The sequence below is a fragment of the Amycolatopsis sp. NPDC048633 genome, from assembly GCF_040650695.1.
Lineage (GTDB): Bacteria > Actinomycetota > Actinomycetes > Mycobacteriales > Pseudonocardiaceae > Amycolatopsis.
On record NZ_JBEZHS010000016.1, the window covers coordinates 171364 to 187570 of the forward strand.

Annotated in this window: 16 protein-coding genes and 4 tRNA genes; 5 read left to right on the forward strand and 15 right to left on the reverse strand. The window is 71.1% G+C overall.

What is annotated here, in order from left to right; genetic code table 11:
• Window positions 1-31: 31 nt before the first annotated feature.
• Complete coding sequence (locus AB0C38_RS27130) at window positions 32-1474, reverse strand: FAD-binding oxidoreductase (RefSeq protein ID WP_360678279.1); 1443 nt, start codon at window positions 1472-1474, stop codon at window positions 32-34.
• A 126-nt stretch (window positions 1475-1600) separates the two neighbouring features.
• On the opposite strand from AB0C38_RS27130, the gene AB0C38_RS27135 reads away from it, so the two are divergent.
• The gene (locus AB0C38_RS27135) at window positions 1601-3706 is read left to right on the forward strand and encodes an elongation factor G-like protein EF-G2 (protein WP_360678281.1); all 2106 of its coding nucleotides are present in this window, start codon (window positions 1601-1603) and stop codon (window positions 3704-3706) included.
• A 12-nt stretch (window positions 3707-3718) separates the two neighbouring features.
• Here the strand turns inward: AB0C38_RS27135 and AB0C38_RS27140 are convergent, their stop codons facing one another.
• From AB0C38_RS27140 to AB0C38_RS27205, 14 genes are all read right to left on the reverse strand, one after another.
• Window positions 3719-4222, reverse strand: coding sequence for an XdhC family protein (locus tag AB0C38_RS27140; RefSeq protein ID WP_360678283.1), 504 nt, complete (start codon window positions 4220-4222; stop codon window positions 3719-3721).
• A gap of 13 nt (window positions 4223-4235) precedes the next feature.
• Entirely contained in the window at window positions 4236-4496 is a 261-nt protein-coding gene (locus tag AB0C38_RS27145) for a hypothetical protein (RefSeq protein ID WP_360678285.1), read from the reverse strand.
• 33 nt (window positions 4497-4529) lie between these two features.
• A complete protein-coding gene (locus AB0C38_RS27150) occupies window positions 4530-4787 on the reverse strand; it encodes a hypothetical protein (protein ID WP_360678287.1) in 258 nt (85 codons plus the stop codon).
• Window positions 4784-5053 carry a hypothetical protein gene (locus AB0C38_RS27155; protein WP_360678289.1) on the reverse strand — a complete coding sequence of 90 codons (270 nt, stop codon included), beginning with the start codon at window positions 5051-5053 and terminating at the stop codon, window positions 4784-4786. The genes AB0C38_RS27150 and AB0C38_RS27155 overlap by 4 nt, the downstream gene beginning before the upstream one ends.
• A gap of 1 nt (window position 5054) precedes the next feature.
• Window positions 5055-5537, reverse strand: coding sequence for an NUDIX hydrolase (locus AB0C38_RS27160; RefSeq protein WP_360678291.1), 483 nt, complete (start codon window positions 5535-5537; stop codon window positions 5055-5057).
• The gene (locus AB0C38_RS27165) at window positions 5534-6679 is read right to left on the reverse strand and encodes a glycosyltransferase family 4 protein (protein WP_360678343.1); all 1146 of its coding nucleotides are present in this window, start codon (window positions 6677-6679) and stop codon (window positions 5534-5536) included. The genes AB0C38_RS27160 and AB0C38_RS27165 overlap by 4 nt, the downstream gene beginning before the upstream one ends.
• A gap of 18 nt (window positions 6680-6697) precedes the next feature.
• Window positions 6698-7615 carry a phosphatidylinositol mannoside acyltransferase gene (locus tag AB0C38_RS27170; protein WP_360678293.1) on the reverse strand — a complete coding sequence of 306 codons (918 nt, stop codon included), beginning with the start codon at window positions 7613-7615 and terminating at the stop codon, window positions 6698-6700.
• On the reverse strand, window positions 7612-8238 hold the full coding sequence (gene pgsA, locus AB0C38_RS27175) for a phosphatidylinositol phosphate synthase (protein ID WP_360678295.1): 627 nt from the start codon (window positions 8236-8238) through the stop codon (window positions 7612-7614). Before pgsA ends, AB0C38_RS27170 begins: the two co-directional genes overlap by 4 nt.
• An 89-nt stretch (window positions 8239-8327) precedes the next feature.
• The gene (locus AB0C38_RS27180; protein ID WP_360678297.1) at window positions 8328-8849 is read right to left on the reverse strand and encodes a MarR family transcriptional regulator; all 522 of its coding nucleotides are present in this window, start codon (window positions 8847-8849) and stop codon (window positions 8328-8330) included.
• A gap of 197 nt (window positions 8850-9046) precedes the next feature.
• Window positions 9047-9589 (reverse strand): HIT domain-containing protein, encoded by a 543-nt coding sequence (locus tag AB0C38_RS27185; protein ID WP_360678299.1) that lies wholly within the window; start codon window positions 9587-9589, stop codon window positions 9047-9049.
• A complete protein-coding gene (gene thrS / locus AB0C38_RS27190; protein WP_360678301.1) occupies window positions 9586-11613 on the reverse strand; it encodes a threonine--tRNA ligase in 2028 nt (675 codons plus the stop codon). The genes AB0C38_RS27185 and thrS overlap by 4 nt, the downstream gene beginning before the upstream one ends.
• Window positions 11614-11753: 140 nt before the next feature.
• Window positions 11754-12368 (reverse strand): malonic semialdehyde reductase, encoded by a 615-nt coding sequence (locus tag AB0C38_RS27195; RefSeq protein ID WP_360678303.1) that lies wholly within the window; start codon window positions 12366-12368, stop codon window positions 11754-11756.
• 279 nt (window positions 12369-12647) lie between these two features.
• Complete coding sequence (locus AB0C38_RS27200; protein ID WP_360678305.1) at window positions 12648-14171, reverse strand: sugar transferase; 1524 nt, start codon at window positions 14169-14171, stop codon at window positions 12648-12650.
• A 765-nt stretch (window positions 14172-14936) separates the two neighbouring features.
• Window positions 14937-15008: transfer RNA gene (locus tag AB0C38_RS27205), tRNA-Val, on the reverse strand.
• Window positions 15009-15391: 383 nt separating this feature from the next.
• Between AB0C38_RS27205 and AB0C38_RS27210 the strand changes: the two genes are divergently transcribed.
• The 4 genes from AB0C38_RS27210 (at window position 15392) to AB0C38_RS27225 (ending at window position 16196) form a co-directional block, all read left to right on the forward strand.
• Window positions 15392-15817, forward strand: coding sequence for an SsgA family sporulation/cell division regulator (locus tag AB0C38_RS27210; protein ID WP_033293569.1), 426 nt, complete (start codon window positions 15392-15394; stop codon window positions 15815-15817).
• A gap of 136 nt (window positions 15818-15953) precedes the next feature.
• Window positions 15954-16026 (forward strand) — tRNA-Gly (locus AB0C38_RS27215).
• A 23-nt stretch (window positions 16027-16049) separates the two neighbouring features.
• Window positions 16050-16120, forward strand: a tRNA-Cys gene (locus tag AB0C38_RS27220).
• A gap of 1 nt (window position 16121) precedes the next feature.
• Window positions 16122-16196: transfer RNA gene (locus AB0C38_RS27225), tRNA-Val, on the forward strand.
• Window positions 16197-16207: the final 11 nt, after the last annotated feature.

Below are 16207 nucleotides of genomic sequence, written 5' to 3' on the forward strand. Positions count from 1 at the left end.
GCGCTGCCTCTCTGCCGCCGTGCCGCGGAGTCTACGTCTCTCCCATGTGGACAGTCGAGGGGGTCACCGAAAGTCCTTGCGGGAAAGCGAAAATTCCTCGCGGGTCATACTTCCGTGCGACACCGCGCAGCCGCGGCAAGTTCACCCCGTAGTAAGCCTGGGCCCAGTCGGGCATCTCCGGGTCCAGGTAGTTGACGTAGCCCGTGGTGCCGAACTCCGGGCCGAGCCCGTCGCGCACGGCGGCGAGCGAGCGCCGCGCGCCGGCTTCGCCGCCTTCTTCGGGCGCCGCGCCGTGCAGGAACTGGAGGCTCGCGAGCGCCGTCCGGTGCGGGAACGCGGTCTCGCGGGCGCCGACGCGCGCGATGGCGCCCCCGCCCGAGTCGACGATCGTGCGGACGCCCGGGTCCCGGGTGAGCACCCCGGCCACCGCGCCCGGGTCGGCGAGCGGCCGGGTCAGCATCCGCGACGTGCCGATGTAGGTCCCCCGGTCCGCGGCCGCCGACGGCCGCGACTCCTGGTCGTCGAACGACCGCATGGCCTTCAGGTGCTCCTGGACGTCCTCGTGCCATTCGGCCGGCGCGGTGCCGACGCGGCGGACGAGGTCCTCGAGCAGCGCGTGCATCCGCGTCTGAGGCCCGAGGAACGTGCCGCCGAGCGACGCCTCGTTCCAGGCCAGCCCCATCCCGGACCACAGCTCGTCCGGCGCCGCCGGCTGCCACTCCTGCCAGGCGGCGAGGAGGGCGGCCCCGGCGGCCGGCGGGAACTTGAGGTCGAAGGTGGCGACGTCCGCGCTCGGCACCGTCCGGAAGGTGAAGCCCGTGACGATCCCGAAGTTCCCGCCGCCCCCGCCGCGCAGCGCCCAGAACAGGTCCGGCTCCGCGGTGGCTGACACCGTGCGGACCCGGGCGTCGGCCGTGACGATCCGCGCCGCTTCCAGGTGGTCGCACGTCAGCCCGTACTTCCGGTCGAGGACGCCGACCCCGCCGCCGAGCGCGAGCCCGGCGATGCCGACGGTGCCGCAGCTGCCCGCCGGCAGCACCCGGCCGGCCGCGGCGAGCGTCGTCGCGATCGGGCCCAGCCGGGCGCCGGCGCCGATCACCACCCGGTCGCCGGGGCGCGCCTCGATCCCCGAAAACCGGCTCAGGTCCACGACGATCCCGCCGTCCACAGTGGAATAGCCGGGATAGCTGTGGCCGCCGCTGCGAGCGGCGACGGGCAGCCGGTGCCGGGCAGCGAAGGCGACCGCTTCTTGGACGTCCTCGACGCGCGCGGCGCCGACCACGGCCGCCGGCACCCGGTCGTCGTACATCGTGAAGAAGCCCTGCTTGGCCTCCGGGTAACCCGGGTCGCCCGGCTGGAACAGCGGCCCGGAAAGCTTCCGCCGCAGCCGCTCCCAGTCGTCCGGCGGCGGCCACCCCGCCAGGCCCGCCACCGGCACCGCCCCGGAAATCCGCAAGAAAGTACGCCTGTCCATGTCCCCCTGCCCCGCACGCCCCCGGGCATTCGGCTGGTCCCGGGAGCGCTGCCTTGCCGTGACCAGGGTAGCGGGTGTGTGATCGAGGACACATCCCGTACACGAGCCGTTCGCCGAGGAGCCGTCATGGCAGACAAACAGGCCAAGAACGCCGACACCGGGGCCGCCGTCGCTGTAAACGACCCCGCGAAGGTCCGCAACGTGGTGCTCGTCGGCCCCTCCGGCTCGGGGAAGACGACTCTCACGGAGGCCCTCCTCGCGGCGTCCGGCACCGTCCCGCGCGCGGGCTCGGTGGTCGACGGGACGACGGTGTGCGACCACGACCCGGCCGCGGTCCGCCAGCAGCGCTCGGTCGGCCTCTCCGTCGCGCCGGTGCTGCACCAGGGCCACAAGATCAACCTGATCGACACGCCGGGGTACGCCGACTTCGTCGGGGAGCTGCGGGCCGGGCTGCGCGCGGCCGACGCGGCGCTGTTCGTCGTCTGCGCGGCCGAAGGGGTCGACGCGGCGACGGTCGCGGTGTGGGAGGAGTGCGCCGCCGTCGGCATGCCGCGCGCGGTCGTCGTCTCCCGGCTCGACCACCACCGGGCCGACGCGATGGCCGAGATCGCCGCCTGCCAGGCCGCGTTCGGCGCCGGCGTGCTGCCGCTGTACCTGCCCGCGGGCGACGGCCTCGTCGGGCTGATCACCCAGCGGTACTTCGACTACTCCGCCGGGCACCCGCCGACGATCGGCGAACCCGACCCGGCCGACCTCGAGCGGATGGCCGAAGCCCGCAACGAGCTGATCGAAGGGATCATCGCCGAGAGCGAGGACGAATCCCTGATGGACCGCTACCTCGGCGGTGAAGAGATCGCCGAGGAGACCCTCATCGCCGACCTCGAAACCGCCGTCGCGCGCGGGTCGTTCCACCCGGTGATCCCGGTCTGCGCGACCAGCGGGATCGGCCTGGCCGAGGTGCTCGACGGGATCGTCCGGGCGTTCCCCTCCCCGCTCGAGCACGAGCCACCCGACGTCACCACGCCGGACGGCGCCGCGCACGCCGCCCTCACCGCCGACCCCGCGGGCCCCCTCGCCGCGGAGGTCGTCCGGACGGCCGTCGACTCCTACGTCGGCCGGGTCTCGCTCGTCCGGGTGTTCTCCGGGACGCTGCGGCCCGAGCGGCCGGTGCACGTGTCCGGGCACGGCCTCGCCGAACGCGGCCACGAGGACCACGACGCCGACGAGCGCGTCGCGCACCTCTACTCCCCCTTGGGCGCGAACCTGCGCGAAGTGCCCTACTGCGTCGCGGGCGACCTCTGCGCGCTGACGAAGGTCGGCTCGGCCGAGACCGGCGACACCGTCTCCTCACCCGACGAGCCACTGCTGATGGAACCGTGGGCGATGCCGGAGCCGCTGCTGCCGGTAGCGGTGGTCGCGAAGACCCGCAGCGACGAGGACACCCTCGCCCGCAACCTTTCCCGCCTGGTCGCCGGCGACCCGACGCTGCGGCTCGACCGCAACGCCGAGACCAGCCAGCTGGTGCTGTGGTGCATGGGCGAAGCCCATGCGGACGTCGTGCTGTCACGGCTGCGGGCGGGCGGCGCGGACGTCGACACCGAACCGGTGAAGATCAGCCTCCGCTCGACGTTCGGCAAGCCGGCCAAGGGACACGGGCGGCACGTGAAGCAGTCCGGCGGGCACGGCCAGTTCGCCGTGTGCGACATCGAGGTCGAGCCGCTGCCGCGGGGCGGCGGGTTCCAATTCGTCGACAAGGTCGTCGGCGGCTCGGTACCGCACCAGTTCATCCCGAGCGTCGAGAAGGGCGTGCGGGCCCAGCTGGAGCGCGGGCTGGAGGGCCACCAGGTCGTCGACGTCAAGGTGACCCTGGTCGACGGCAAGGCGCACAGCGTGGACTCGTCGGACGCGGCGTTCCAGACCGCGGGCGCGCTCGCGTTGCGGGAGGCCGCCGCGACCGGGCACATCACGATGCTGGAGCCCCTGGAAGAGGTGGCGATCCGGCTGCCGGACGAGCACCTCGGCACGGTCCTCGGCGACCTGTCGTCCCGGCGCGGCCGGGTGCTCGGGACCGAAGCCGGCGAAGGCGGCCGGACGATGATCCGGGCCGAGGTCCCGGCGACGGAGCTGCTGCGCTACCTGATCGACCTGCGCTCGATGACCTCGGGCACGGCGACCTTCACCCGCCGGCACGCGAGGTTCGAGCCGATGCCGGAAGGGATGGCGGTGCACTGAGGCCGAGCCACGTCAGAAGTCGAAGCCGCCCGGGCGGTCGTTGCGGTCGGCGAGCAGGCCGGCCAGCGTCGCGATGGCGATCTCCGGCGGCGTCCGCGAGCCGATGTTCAGCCCCACCGGCCGGTGCACGCGGGCGATGTCGTCCTCCGCGACGCCGAGGCCCTGCAGCGCCGATACGTGCGGGCCCGGGTGCCGCGGGTTACCGAGCACCCCGATCCAGCGCGGGTTTCCCCCGAGCGCGGCCTTCAGCACCTCGCCCAGCTCGGGCCGGTGGTGGTCGGTGACGACCACGTCCGCCGAGCCGTCCAGGAGTGGCAGCGTGGTGTCCGCTTCGATCCCGTCGGGCACGTCGGTCGCCCGCGCGGCGTCCGGCTCGTACAGCGCGACGTGGTAGCCGAGGTCACGCGCGAACTTCAGCAGGTACCGCGAAACCGGCGACGCGAACACCGCCACCAGGGTCCGCACATCCGGATCGGCCGCCGCCGTGCCGTGGGCGACGTCGCAGGTCTCGCTCATGCCACCCAGTCTGTCAGGCCTGTTCGCCCACCGTCACGCGAAACTGCCACAGATCGGTCTTGCCCTTGATCAGCACCAGGTACCCGTCGGTCACGCGCAACACCAGCCGCTGTTGCGGCGACGACGGCCGCGGCGGCCGGTGCTGCTTGGCCAGCATGTGTGCGTCGTCCTCGGCGCTCTGGCGGTCGGGGTACGGCGTCGCCTCCGCGACGCCCCAGCCCCGGGTGTCGCCCATGCCGCCCTGCTCTTCGATGACCACCCACCACGTACTCATGCCCGGTCCGACGCGGGCGGCCGGTCAAAGGTTTCAGATCTCTTCGAGCACGCTCAGCCGGAAGTGAAACGTCGACGTCCGGCCTTCGACGATCACCAGGTAACCGCCGGGACCGCGCAGGACCTTCCGCGACTTCGGCGACCACGGGTAAGCCGGCTGGTACTCCCGCGCGAGCCGCTCCGCCTCGGCTTCGGCCGTGGCCCGATCGTCGCAGGGGAAGGTCTCCGACAGCGACCACGTGCGCCCGTCACCCGCGCCGCGCTGCTCCTCGACGACCACCCACCAGCTCACTCCGGGGCCGCCACGGTCTCGCCGAGCGTCACGCGGAAGTGGAACGTCGCGGTGCGGCCGGTCGCGATCACGAGGTAGCCGTCACCGACCCGCAGGACCTTGCGCTCCTTGAGCGACGACGGGTGCACGGGCCGGTGCTCGAACGCGAGCCGCCGGGCCACTTCGTCGGCGTGGGCCCGGTCGCCGCCCGCCGGCTTCGTCTTGGTGACGTTCCAGGTGCGCCCGTCACCGGCGCCGCGCTGCTCTTCGACGACCACCCACCACACGTCAGACCTCCGGTTCGGCGAACTCGAAGTACTCCGGCAGCGGCGCGGTGCCCGCGAGCCGGAAGTACCGCACCTTCCGCCGCCGCCGCAGCCGCAGCGTGTCGCGGACGGCGTCGTTGTGGACGCGGCGGGCGATCACCACCCGGTGTTCGGCGTCGGTCAGCTCCTCGGCCAGCTCGGCCGGCAGGCCCGCCCGGTCGATGCGGTTCAGGTGCAGCGTCAGCTCGTTCTCGGCGGACTCACGGTCGGGCCGCGGCGACGCTTCGGCCCGCTCGGCCGACGTCCGCAGGGCCGTGTCGCCGAGCACCACCGCGACCGCCCGGGCCACGACCGCCCGCCGCGCCAGCGCCGCGTCCAGGGCGGCCCAGCCCGCGTCCGTGCGGACGTGCAGCCGGTCGAGCCGGTTCGCCGTCGCCAGCAGGAAGAGCCCGCCCAGCACGACGACCAGCGCCAGCACCGGGAGCAGCCAGCCGAGCACGCTCACCGGGCGAACTCCCGCTCCGGCGCCGCGACGCGCCGCGGGTCGGCGGCGACGGCCGTCTCGTAGACGCGCAGCACCTGCGTGGCCACCACCGACCAGTCGAACATCGTCACCCGCTCCCCCGCCGCCGCGGCCAGCGACGCCCGCCGCGCCGGGTCGCCGAGCAGCTCGCGCAGCCCGTCCGCGAGCGCCGCCGGGTCACCGGTCTCGACGAGCATCCCGGCGTGGCCGTCGTCGAGCACCCGCCGGAACGAGTCGAGGTCGCTGGCCAGCACCGGGGTCCCGGCCGCCATCGCTTCGGTGAGGATCATCCCGAAGCTCTCGCCGCCGGTGTTCGGCGCGCAGTAGACGTCGACGCTGCGCAGCGCCTGGGCCTTCACGTCGTCGCCGGCCTGCCCGAGCAGCTCCAGGTGCGGGGCCAGCTCGGGGCCGGCGTCGCGGCGCAGCTGGTCCTCGTCGCCGCGGCCGACCACGACCAGCCGCAGGTCCTCGAACTCCGGCAGGATCTGCCGCAGCGCCTCCAGGAGGACGCCCATGCCCTTGCGCGGCTCGCCGAACCGGCCGACGAACCCGACCGTGCCCCCGGCCCGCGGGTAGCCCGGCAGCGGCGTCGCGGAGGAAAAGAACTCGACGTCGACGCCGTTGGGGATCTCCACGGCGTCGCCGCCCGCGTGCTCCACCTGCACCCGGCGGGCCAGCGCGGACACCGCGATCCGCGCGGTGATCTTCTCCAGCAGCGGCCGCAGCACCGGCTGGAACGCCGACAGCGTGCGCGAGCGCGTGGTCGCGGTGTGGAACGTCGCCACGATCGGGCCGTCCGCGATGAGCAGCGCCAGCAGCGAAAGGCTCGGCGCCGCGGGCTCGTGCAGGTGCAGGACGTCGAAGTCGCCGTCCCGGATCCAGCGGCGCACCCGAGCGTAGGACACCGGGCCGAACTGCAGCCGCGCGACCGAGCCGTTGTAGCGGATGCCGAGCGCCTTTCCGGCCGGGTGCACGAACTCCGGCAGGTCGGCGTCGTCGTCGGCGGGCGCGAGCACGGACACCTGGTGCCCGCGCGCGAGCAGTGCCTTCGTCAGGTCGATCACGTGCCCCTGGACCCCGCCGGGCACGTCGAAGGAGTAGGGGCAGACGATCCCGACCCGCATCGGACGCGTGGCCACGCCTCAGCTCGCCTCTTCCAGGCTGACCTGGTCGCCGTCGTCCAGGTCGGCCGGCCAGAACTTCTGCACCATGTGCCAGTCGGCCGGGTGCGCGGCGATGTCGCCGGCGAAGATGTCGGCCAGCGCCTGGGTGGCGGCCGGGACCTCGGCGCGCGCGGTGACGCGGATGCGCGGGTGCAGCCGGATCTGCCAGCCGTCCTCGGTGAACCAGCAGCCGGCCGGGATCAGCGCCGCGCCGGTCGTGGCGGCCAGCCGCGCCGGGCCGCCGGGCATGCGCGCGGCCTCGCCGAAGAACTTCACCGGGATCCCGCTGGTGGTCAGGTCGCGGTCGCCGACCAGGCAGACGGCCTTGTTCTCCCGCAACCGTTTCAGCAGCACGCGCATCGCCGAGCTGTCGCCGGTCAGCGGCACGATCTCGAACCCGAGCGACTCGCGGTACTCGACGAACCGGCGGTAGAGCGACTCGGGCTTCAGCCGTTCGGCGACGGTCGTGAAGCCGCCGAGGTAGTCGGCCAGCCAGACCCCGGCGATGTCCCAGTTCCCGCTGTGCGGCAGCGCCATCACCGCGCCGTTGCCCTCGGCGAGCGCCGCGTCGAGGTTCTCCACGCCGGTGATCGACGCCGCGACCTTGGCGCTGACCTCCTTCTGGTCCATCGACGGCAGCCGGAACGTCTCGTGCCAGTACCGGGCGTACGAGCGCATCGCGCGCCGGGTCAGCTCGTCCAGCTCGACGGGGTCGGCCTGCGGCACGACCCGGGCGAGGTTGGTGCGCAGCTGCCGCACGCCACCGGCGTCCTGCCGGACGGCGAGGTCCGCGCCGAGCGAGAACACCGTGCTGCCGAACCCGGCGGGCAGCCAGCCGGCCAGCCGCCACCCGGCCGCGTAACCGAAGGCGCTCAGCCGCTCCGACAGCCTGCTCATGCCTGCTGCTCCCCGGCGGTGGCCTCGCGGGCCGCCTTCGCCACGGCGGCGAAGCGCTGCAGCAGGGTGATGACCGACAGCACGGCCAGCAGCCAGAGCGTCACGTCCACGGTGTACGGGATGCCGAAGCCGTGCAGGCCGGTGCCGACCAGGGCGATGATCAGCCGCTCGGCGCGTTCGACGAGCCCGCCGTCCACCGGCAGGCCGGACGCGTCGGCGCGGGCCTTGACGTAGGAGATGACCTGGGCGAGCACTAGGCACAGCAGCGCCGCGGCGGCCGCCGGGTGGTTGTCGTCGACGACGAAGCACCACCAGGCGATGGCGGCGAACAAAGCGCCGTCGACCAGCCTGTCGCAGGTGGCGTCGAGCACCGCGCCGAACGGGGTGCCGTAGCCGCGGGCGCGGGCCATGGCGCCGTCGAGGAGGTCGAGCATGGCGAAGCCCCACACCGTGAAGGTGCCCCAGAGCAGGAAGCCGTTCGGGAAGAAGACCAGGGCGCAGACGACGGCGCCGGCCGTGCCGAGCACGGTCATCGCGTTCGGGGTCAGCCCGACGCGGACCAGCGCCTGGCCGATCGGATCGGTGACGCGGGAAACGGAGGCACGCGCGAAGATATTGAGCATCGGTTCGTCTGAGACACCTGGCTACGAGGATCGGGTGGGCGATGGCAGCCTATCCACCCGCCCCGGTGAAGCCGACGCGCCGCCCCGGCTCAGCCCGATTTGGTGAGCTCGCCCTCGTGTTCCCGCGCCTCTTCGGCGGCCTGCGCGGCGGCACATTTCGGCGAGAGCCGCTGCCGGATCGCGGCACTGATCTCCCCGAGCGCGGCGACCTGCTCCGGCGTCAGCGGGTCGAACAGGCTCTCCCGGACGGCCTCGACGTGCCCGGGCGCCGCGGCTTCGAGCGCGGTGAAGCCTTCGTCCGTCAGCACGGCCCAGGCGCCGCGCTTGTCGGTCGGGCAGGCCTCGCGACGCACCCAGCCGTTGGCTTCCAGCCGCGCGACGGCGTGCGAGAGCCGGCTCCGCGACGCCTGACGCGCGTCGGCGAGCTCGCTCATCCGCAGCCGGCGGCCTTCGGCCTCGGAGAGCGCGACGAGGACTTCGTAGTACGTGTGCGGCATGCCCGAGTCGTGCTGCAGCTGTCCCTCGAGGTGCGCGCTGAGCATGCGGGTGGCCGCGTTGAACTCACGCCAGACGCGCTGCTCGTCGTCGCTGAGCCATCGGGTTTCGGACATACCCCCATCATACCCTCGGTTGAACACTCAATCAGGCTTTGCCGGTTACGGCGTTCGAGCGGTTCCGGCTTCCTCGAAACGGCAGGTCCGACGTCATGAACGACTCGTTCATGACGTCGGACGAGGTGAACGGGTCGTTCACCGCACGTCTTCGGCGTTCGTGCTCGCCGTTCCGGACCGGCAGCCGCCAACGCGGTTCACCAGGCGTCGGCCAGCAGGTCCCGCGTTTCGCCCAGCAACTGCGGCAGCACCTTCGTCTGGCCGATGACCGGCATGAAGTTCGCGTCGCCGCCCCAGCGCGGCACCAGGTGCTGGTGCAGGTGCGCCGCGATCCCCGCGCCCGCGATCACGCCCTGGTTCAAGCCGATGTTGAACCCGTGCGCGCCGGACACCGCGCGGATCACCTTCATCGCGTGCTGGGTGAACTCCGCGACCTCGCGCGTCTCGTCCACCGTCAGCTCGGTGTAGTCCGCGACGTGCCGGTACGGCACCACCATCAGGTGGCCGGGGTTGTACGGGTACAGGTTCAGCACCGCGTACACCGTCTCGCCGCGCGCGACGATCAGCCCCGTCTTGTCGTCCAAGGACGGGATGCGGCAGAACGGGCAGCCGGTGTCCTCGTCGTCGTCCGGCTTGTCCTGGCCCTTGATGTAGGCCATCCGGTGCGGGGTCCAGAGGCGCTGGAAGGCGTCCTGAACCCCGGCGCCCTGCTGCTCGACGAGTTCGGGACCGTCACTCACCGAACGACCGTCTCCAGCGCCTCGGCCGACGGCGACGCGTTCTCGCGGCGCTCGATCCAGCCGGCGATGGCGTCGACGGCGTCGGCCACCGGCACCCCGTTGATCTGGCCACCGTCGCGGAAGCGGAACGACACCGCGCCCGCCTCGACGTCCTTCGCTCCGGCCAGCAGCATGAAGGGCACCTTCTGCGTGGTGTGCGTGCGGATCTTCTTCTGCATCCGGTCGTCGCTCGCGTCGACCTCGGCGCGGATCCCCTTGGCGCGCAACGCCTTCTCGATGTCCTGCAGGTGCTCGACCTGGTCGGCGGTGATCGGGATGCCGACCACCTGCACCGGCGCGAGCCACGCCGGGAACGCGCCCGCGTAGTGCTCGGTCAGCACGCCGAAGAACCGCTCGATCGAGCCGAACAGCGCCCGGTGGATCATCACCGGCGTCTGGCGGGTGCCGTCCGGCGCGGTGTACTCCAGCTCGAACCGCTTGTTCTGGTTGAAGTCCAGCTGGATCGTCGACATCTGCCAGGTGCGGCCGATCGCGTCCTTGGCCTGCACCGAGATCTTGGGGCCGTAGAAGGCCGCGCCGCCCGGGTCCGGGACCAGCTCGAGGCCGGAGTCGACGGCGGCCTGCCGCAGCGTCTCGGTGGCCTCCTCCCACTCCCAGTCCTCGCCGATGAACTTCTCCGAGTCGCCGCGGGTGGACAGCTCGAGGTAGAAGTCGGAGAGGCCGTAGTCGGCCAGCAGGTCCAGCACGAACTTCAGCAGCGACCGGAGCTCGCCCGGCATCTGCTCCTTGGTGCAGTAGATGTGCGAGTCGTCCATCGTCAGGCCGCGCACGCGGGTGAGGCCGTGCACGACGCCCGACTTCTCGTAGCGGTACACCGTGCCGAACTCGAACAGCCGCAGCGGCAGCTCGCGGTAGGACCGTCCGCGCGAGCGGAAGATCAGGTTGTGCATCGGGCAGTTCATGGCCTTGAGGTAGTAGTTCTCCTCGTCGAACTGCACCGGCGGGAACATCGTGTCCGCGTAGTAGGGCAGGTGACCGGAGGTGTGGAACAGCTCGCCCTTGCTGATGTGCGGGGTGTTCACGAACTCGTAGCCGGCCTCTTCGTGGCGGTGGCGCGAGTAGTTCTCCAGCTCACGGCGGATGATGCCGCCCTTGGGGTGGAACACCGGCAGGCCGGAGCCGATCTCCTCGGGGAAGGAGAACAGGTCCAGCTCGGCGCCGAGCTTGCGGTGGTCGCGGCGCTCGGCCTCGGCGATGCGCTCGAGGTGCGCGTCCTGCGCCTCGGCCGACTCCCAGGCGGTGCCGTAGATCCGCTGCAGCTGCGGGTTCTTCTCACTCCCCCGCCAGTACGCGGCGGCGACGCGGGTCAGCTTGAACGCGGGGATGAACTTGGTGGTCGGCACGTGCGGACCACGGCAGAGGTCACTCCAGACACGTTCCTTGGTGCGCGGGTCGAGATTGTCGTAGATGGTGAGCTCGCCCTCGCCCACCTCCATCACCTCGGAGGTGTCCACTTCGGACTTGAGGTCGACGAGCTCGAGCTTGAACGGCTCGTCTGCCAGTTCCTTCTTCGCCTCGTCCACGGAGTCGAAAACGCGCCGCGAAAACTGCTGGGCGCCCTTGACGATCTGCTTCATGCGCTTTTCGAGCGCCTGCAGGTCTTCCGGGGTGAACGGAGTGTCAACCGCGAAGTCGTAGTAGAAGCCGTCTTTCACCGGCGGGCCGATGCCCAGTTTGGCGTCCGGGAACTGCTGCTGCACGGCCTGGGCGAGCACGTGGGCCGCCGAATGGCGGATGACGCTGCGCCCGTCTTCGGTGTTCGCGGCGACCGGCTCGACCTCGGCGTCGGATTCCGGCGCCCAGGCGAGGTCGCGCAGCTTGCCCTCGGCGTCACGCACGACGACGACCGTGTCCGGGCCCTTGGTCGGCAGGCCGGCCTCGCGGACCGCCGAGCCCGCCGTAGTGCCCGCCGGTACCACCACACGGGAGGTGGCCACGGGGGAAACGGGGGGCGGCTGCGACACGATGGCTCCTCGGACTGGGGTGACGGAGATGACCCCGACGATGCTAGTCGTCGGCCCGCGCGGGCCTCACGCGCGTCCGCGAACGCCGGACGGGCCGCCTCCGTGCCCGGAAGCGGCCCGCCCGATCAGGGGACCAGGGGTCAGAGCGTTTCGACGACCTGGTCGAAGTCCAGCCGCGGCAGGCGGTCGAACCAGGGGTTCTCACCCGGCTTGCCGACGTTGACGACGACCAGCGAGCGCCACTTCTTGTCCGCGAAGAACTCGTCGTCGACACCCTGGGCGTCGAAGCCGGTCATCGGGCCGGCGGCCAGCCCGGCGGCGCGGACGCCGATGATGAAGTAGCCGACCTGCAGCAGCGAGTTCAGCTTGGCGAACTCGACCCGGCCCTGCTCGTCGGAGAAGTTGTCCTTGGCCCCCGGGTTGTGCGGGAAGACCTGGGGGATGTTCTCGTGGAAGTCGACGTCCGCGGCGAGCACGACGGTCAACGGCGCGGCTTCGGTCTTGTCCCGGTTGCCCGGGGCCATGTGCGGCAGCAGGCGGGCCTTCGCCTCGGCGGTCCGGAGCACCAGCGCCCGCAGCGGCTGGGTGTTCATCGACGTCGGGGCCCACTTGACGAGGTCGTAGATCGCGCGGACCTGTTCCTCGGTCACCGGCTCGGAGCTGAAACTGTTGGCCGTGCGCGCCTCGCGGAACAGGAGGTTCTGGACATCCGCGGGGACCTGGAGGGCCTCGGCCTGCTCGGCAAAGGTGGTCATGGGGCTGGCTTCCTTCCGTTGGTCAGGTACCCCGTCCAACCAGGTTGAGCGTTGAACTATTTCGCGTTCAACCAGTTGTGTGGATCACAGCGGGAAGGCGACCCCACACGAGCCGCGACGATCCCTCACCCGACCGGGTACCCGACCCCGGGACACCCGAGCCGACCGTCCAGGTACGCGAGCCGACCCTCCAGGCGGCACCTGCCCGAAACCGACACGGCCGCCGACCCCCCTCGGCGGGGATCGGCGGCCGTGGTGCGCGTGCGCGGCTCGGACGGGTCAGTAGGCGCCATGCCCGCCCATCACCGCACGGAACGTCTTCCAGAGAATCACCAGGTCGAGCGCCAGCGACCAGTCCTCCACGTAGCGCAGGTCGAGCCGGATGCTCTCCGCCCACGTCAGGTCGCTGCGCCCGCTCACCTGCCAGAGCCCGGTCAGGCCCGGCTTCACCAGCAGCCGGCGGCGGGCGTCCGGCGCGTACTGTGCCGTCTCCTCCGGCAGCGGCGGCCGCGGGCCGACGAGCGACATCCGGCCGGACACCACGTTGAACAGCTGGGGCACCTCGTCGAGCGAATATCGGCGCAGGAAACCACCCACGCGGGTGATCCGCGGATCGCGCTTCATCTTGAACAGCGGGCCCGCGCCTTCGTTGTCCGTCTCCAGCGTCTTCCGGATCTCGTCGGCGTTGGTGACCATCGTGCGGAACTTGAGCATGGTGAACGTCGCGCCGTCGCGGCCGACGCGGCGCTGGCGGTAGATCACCGGGCCGCGGTCGTTGAGCTTGATCGCCACCGCGATCGCCAGCAGCAGCGGGGAAAGCAGCGTCAGCAGCAGCGCCGAGCCCGCCCGGTCCACGATCTCCTTCACCACGCGGCGGCCGCCGGTGAACATCGGCGCCGTGACGCGCAGCAGGGGCATCCCCAGCACACCGGTGACGTTGAGCCGGGGGCCGGCGACCTCCATCAGCACGGGCGCCACGACCATCTCGGCGCCGGTGCCCTCCATGTCCCAGGCCAGCCGCTGCAACCGCTTCGGCGTCCAGTACTGGTCCGCGGTGATCGCCACGACCCGGTAGCCGCCGCGCCGCACGTACCGCGACAGTTCTTCCAGCCTCCCGACCACCGGGACACCGTCGATCTCGCCGCTGTCGCGGTCGGCGCCGTGCCCGGTGAACGTGCAGGCCGCCTCGACGCGCCAGCCGACGTGCACCTCCGACTTGGTGCGCGCGATCAGGTCCGCGACGGTCTCCGGGCTGCCCGCCGCCATCACCGGCAGCAGGCAGAGTCCCTTGGCGCGCTTGCGGTGCAGCACCTGGCGCAGCAGGTACCGCTGCGGGAACGCGACGAGCGCGATCGCCGGGACGACGACGAACACCCACACCTGGACCTCGAGCGCGCCGAACAGCAGGCCGCCCAGTGCGACGAGGACGGCCGCGGTGATGAATCCGCGGCCCAGCGTGCGGTACTCCTCCGCGCCTTCGCCGAGCACGCGCGGGCTCCACGCCCGGCTGGCCGGCAGCGAGACGAAGATGGCGAGGATCGTGCCGAAGGCGTGCATGTCGTGCGGGGCAACGCGATCGATGACGAACGCGCTGATCGCGATCACCAGCAGCGTGATGAACACGTCGCTACCGATGACCCAGGCTCTGTATCTCGCTTCCCACGCCGCGGGCAATGCCTTGGGAGACGGCGTCCCGGCTTCGGCCGGGCTGCCGTCCCGCGGGGCGGGGCGGGGAATGGCCTGGAGGTCGATGCGCGGCGGTGGCTGGCTCACCGTGTACGACGGCCGCACCGACTCTTCCATCTGACCTCCCGGGACCAGGGATCGGGTTGGGTCCGCAAGCACGCTGCGTCACCGATGGCGATTTCGTACAGTCACCATGACTCGGGTATCGCGCTGTGCCCACGGAGGGCTTCACACGGCAAGGTATCGGCGACTCTCTCAGCATCGTTACAAGGATTTCCAGCCACACGCAGCGCCTCTTTCCCGCCAGAAAGTGGCCGCAACATAACAAGATGATGACGATGCGTAATAGGGCGTATCCCCCGAAAAACTACGGAATGTAGCCAGCAGAACGATACCCGCACCCGGGTGGACCCACGCTCTTCCGAACGGCCGAACGCGCCCTCGCGGCTCTACTATGGACACTCCGGCCCGCCGCCGGTCCACAATGGACCAGGACGCCCCGCGGGTGCCGCCACGCGATCATCCGCTGGTCAGACCGTGACGTTCATCGCTGAATCGTCACATACTTCGGTTTCCGTCACACGTTCCCCAGGCCCACCGGACCACGGCGCTCAGTCGACAGAAGCCCGCCGCAACGACAAGTCTCCGAAGCAGATCGCGGAAGCCTCGACGAGACAGCCGGAAACCACTCTCATCAGCAGATATGGAAGATCCGAACGGATCGTTCACTCCGGTTAGCCGTGACGAACACCACAACGCAACCACAAGCGGGGGGTCTGGGGCTCCCCCTCGGCGGGGGCGTGGAGGCTCGGCCCCCACGAGACACGACAAGAGAGCCCCTGTTCGCACTTTCTGCGAACAGGGGCTCTCTCTGCGAACTCGTGGGCGATACTGGGATCGAACCAGTGACCTCTTCGGTGTGAACGAAGCGCTCTCCCCCTGAGCTAATCGCCCGCTCGCGGTGGTGAAGCAACTCTAGCCTACGACTTCCGGGCGCCTGCAAACGGGTGGTCCTCGGCGACCACACTCCGCTTACCGGCGAGTACGGAACGAACAACCCCGAGCTAGCCGGGGTTGTGGCAGGTGGGGGCCGCCCGCCGCCACGTTCGACATCCGTGCGACGGTGCTATCGCCCGGCGACTAAACCGCGCAGTATGGAGGAGTGGGCCCACACGGGGCGCGCGGATGAACCGCGCGCCGGTGGGGGTGCAAACGGGGGCTGATGGGCCCGTACAGGTGATATGCGGCGCACCCGCGACGGAATCGGCCTCCCGATGCGTCCCAGTGGTGAAGCCCTCGGCCGGGCCGGGCCGGGAAGGGAGACGAAGGGTAGGACGATGCGCAACGATCACGTGACGCTCCGCTCGACGGCGGTCTTCGACCTGCTGGCGCCGCGGACGCCCGCGGTTCCGGTCAAGGTGGAGCTGCGCTACGACACACGCGACCCGTACGCGGTCGTCGCCGCCTTCCGCACCGGCCGCGCCGGCTGGGTCGAGTGGGTGTACGCACGCGACCTCCTGGCGGACGGCCTGCTGGCCGACGCGGGTGACGGCGACGTCCGCATCCGCCCCTCCGTCGAGGACCCCGAGTCCGTGCTGATCGAGCTGAACTCGCCTTCCGGGCACGCCATGTTCGAGGCGTCCGCCCAGGAGCTGGCCGACTTCCTCGACCGGACGTACGACGTGGTGCTGCCGGGCAACGAGCACCTGTGGGTCGACGTCGACGACGCGCTCACGCACCTCATTCCCCACGATCTAGCCTGATGACAGGCTTGCAACGGCGGAGTGACACCCCGGTGTCGCCGCCGTTTCCGGGGTCCGATATGGTTTTGACACACCACGGCGACGGGGTGAGGGACAGGGTCACGGCCCCGGACCTCCTGAACCACAGCCGGGTAGTGCGGATGTAGCGCAGCTGGTAGCGCATCACCTTGCCAAGGTGAGGGTCGCGGGTTCGAATCCCGTCATCCGCTCGGTAGGCTCTCGAGCCTGGCACGGTGGAGTGGCCGAGAGGCGAGGCAACGGCCTGCAAAGCCGTGTACACGGGTTCGAATCCCGTCTCCACCTCGCGCGATTAGCTCAGCGGGAGAGCGCTTCCCTGACACGGAAGAGGTCACTGGTTCAATCCCAGTATCGCGCACCACGTGTTTTCGC

What these genes read in the sequence shown, in the direction of transcription:
- AB0C38_RS27130 (WP_360678279.1), bottom strand. Translation starts at nt 1,474, where the DNA reads ATGGACAGGCGTACTTTCTTGCGGATTTCCGGGGCGGTGCCGGTGGCG.
- AB0C38_RS27135 (WP_360678281.1), top strand. Translation starts at nt 1,601, where the DNA reads ATGGCAGACAAACAGGCCAAGAACGCCGACACCGGGGCCGCCGTCGCT.
- AB0C38_RS27140 (WP_360678283.1), bottom strand. Translation starts at nt 4,222, where the DNA reads ATGAGCGAGACCTGCGACGTCGCCCACGGCACGGCGGCGGCCGATCCG.
- AB0C38_RS27145 (WP_360678285.1), bottom strand. Translation starts at nt 4,496, where the DNA reads ATGAGTACGTGGTGGGTGGTCATCGAAGAGCAGGGCGGCATGGGCGAC.
- AB0C38_RS27165 (WP_360678343.1), bottom strand. Translation starts at nt 6,679, where the DNA reads ATGCGGGTCGGGATCGTCTGCCCCTACTCCTTCGACGTGCCCGGCGGG.
- AB0C38_RS27170 (WP_360678293.1), bottom strand. Translation starts at nt 7,615, where the DNA reads ATGAGCAGGCTGTCGGAGCGGCTGAGCGCCTTCGGTTACGCGGCCGGG.
- pgsA (WP_360678295.1), bottom strand. Translation starts at nt 8,238, where the DNA reads ATGCTCAATATCTTCGCGCGTGCCTCCGTTTCCCGCGTCACCGATCCG.
- AB0C38_RS27180 (WP_360678297.1), bottom strand. Translation starts at nt 8,849, where the DNA reads ATGTCCGAAACCCGATGGCTCAGCGACGACGAGCAGCGCGTCTGGCGT.
- AB0C38_RS27195 (WP_360678303.1), bottom strand. Translation starts at nt 12,368, where the DNA reads ATGACCACCTTTGCCGAGCAGGCCGAGGCCCTCCAGGTCCCCGCGGAT.
- AB0C38_RS27200 (WP_360678305.1), bottom strand. Translation starts at nt 14,171, where the DNA reads ATGGAAGAGTCGGTGCGGCCGTCGTACACGGTGAGCCAGCCACCGCCG.
- AB0C38_RS27210 (WP_033293569.1), top strand. Translation starts at nt 15,392, where the DNA reads ATGCGCAACGATCACGTGACGCTCCGCTCGACGGCGGTCTTCGACCTG.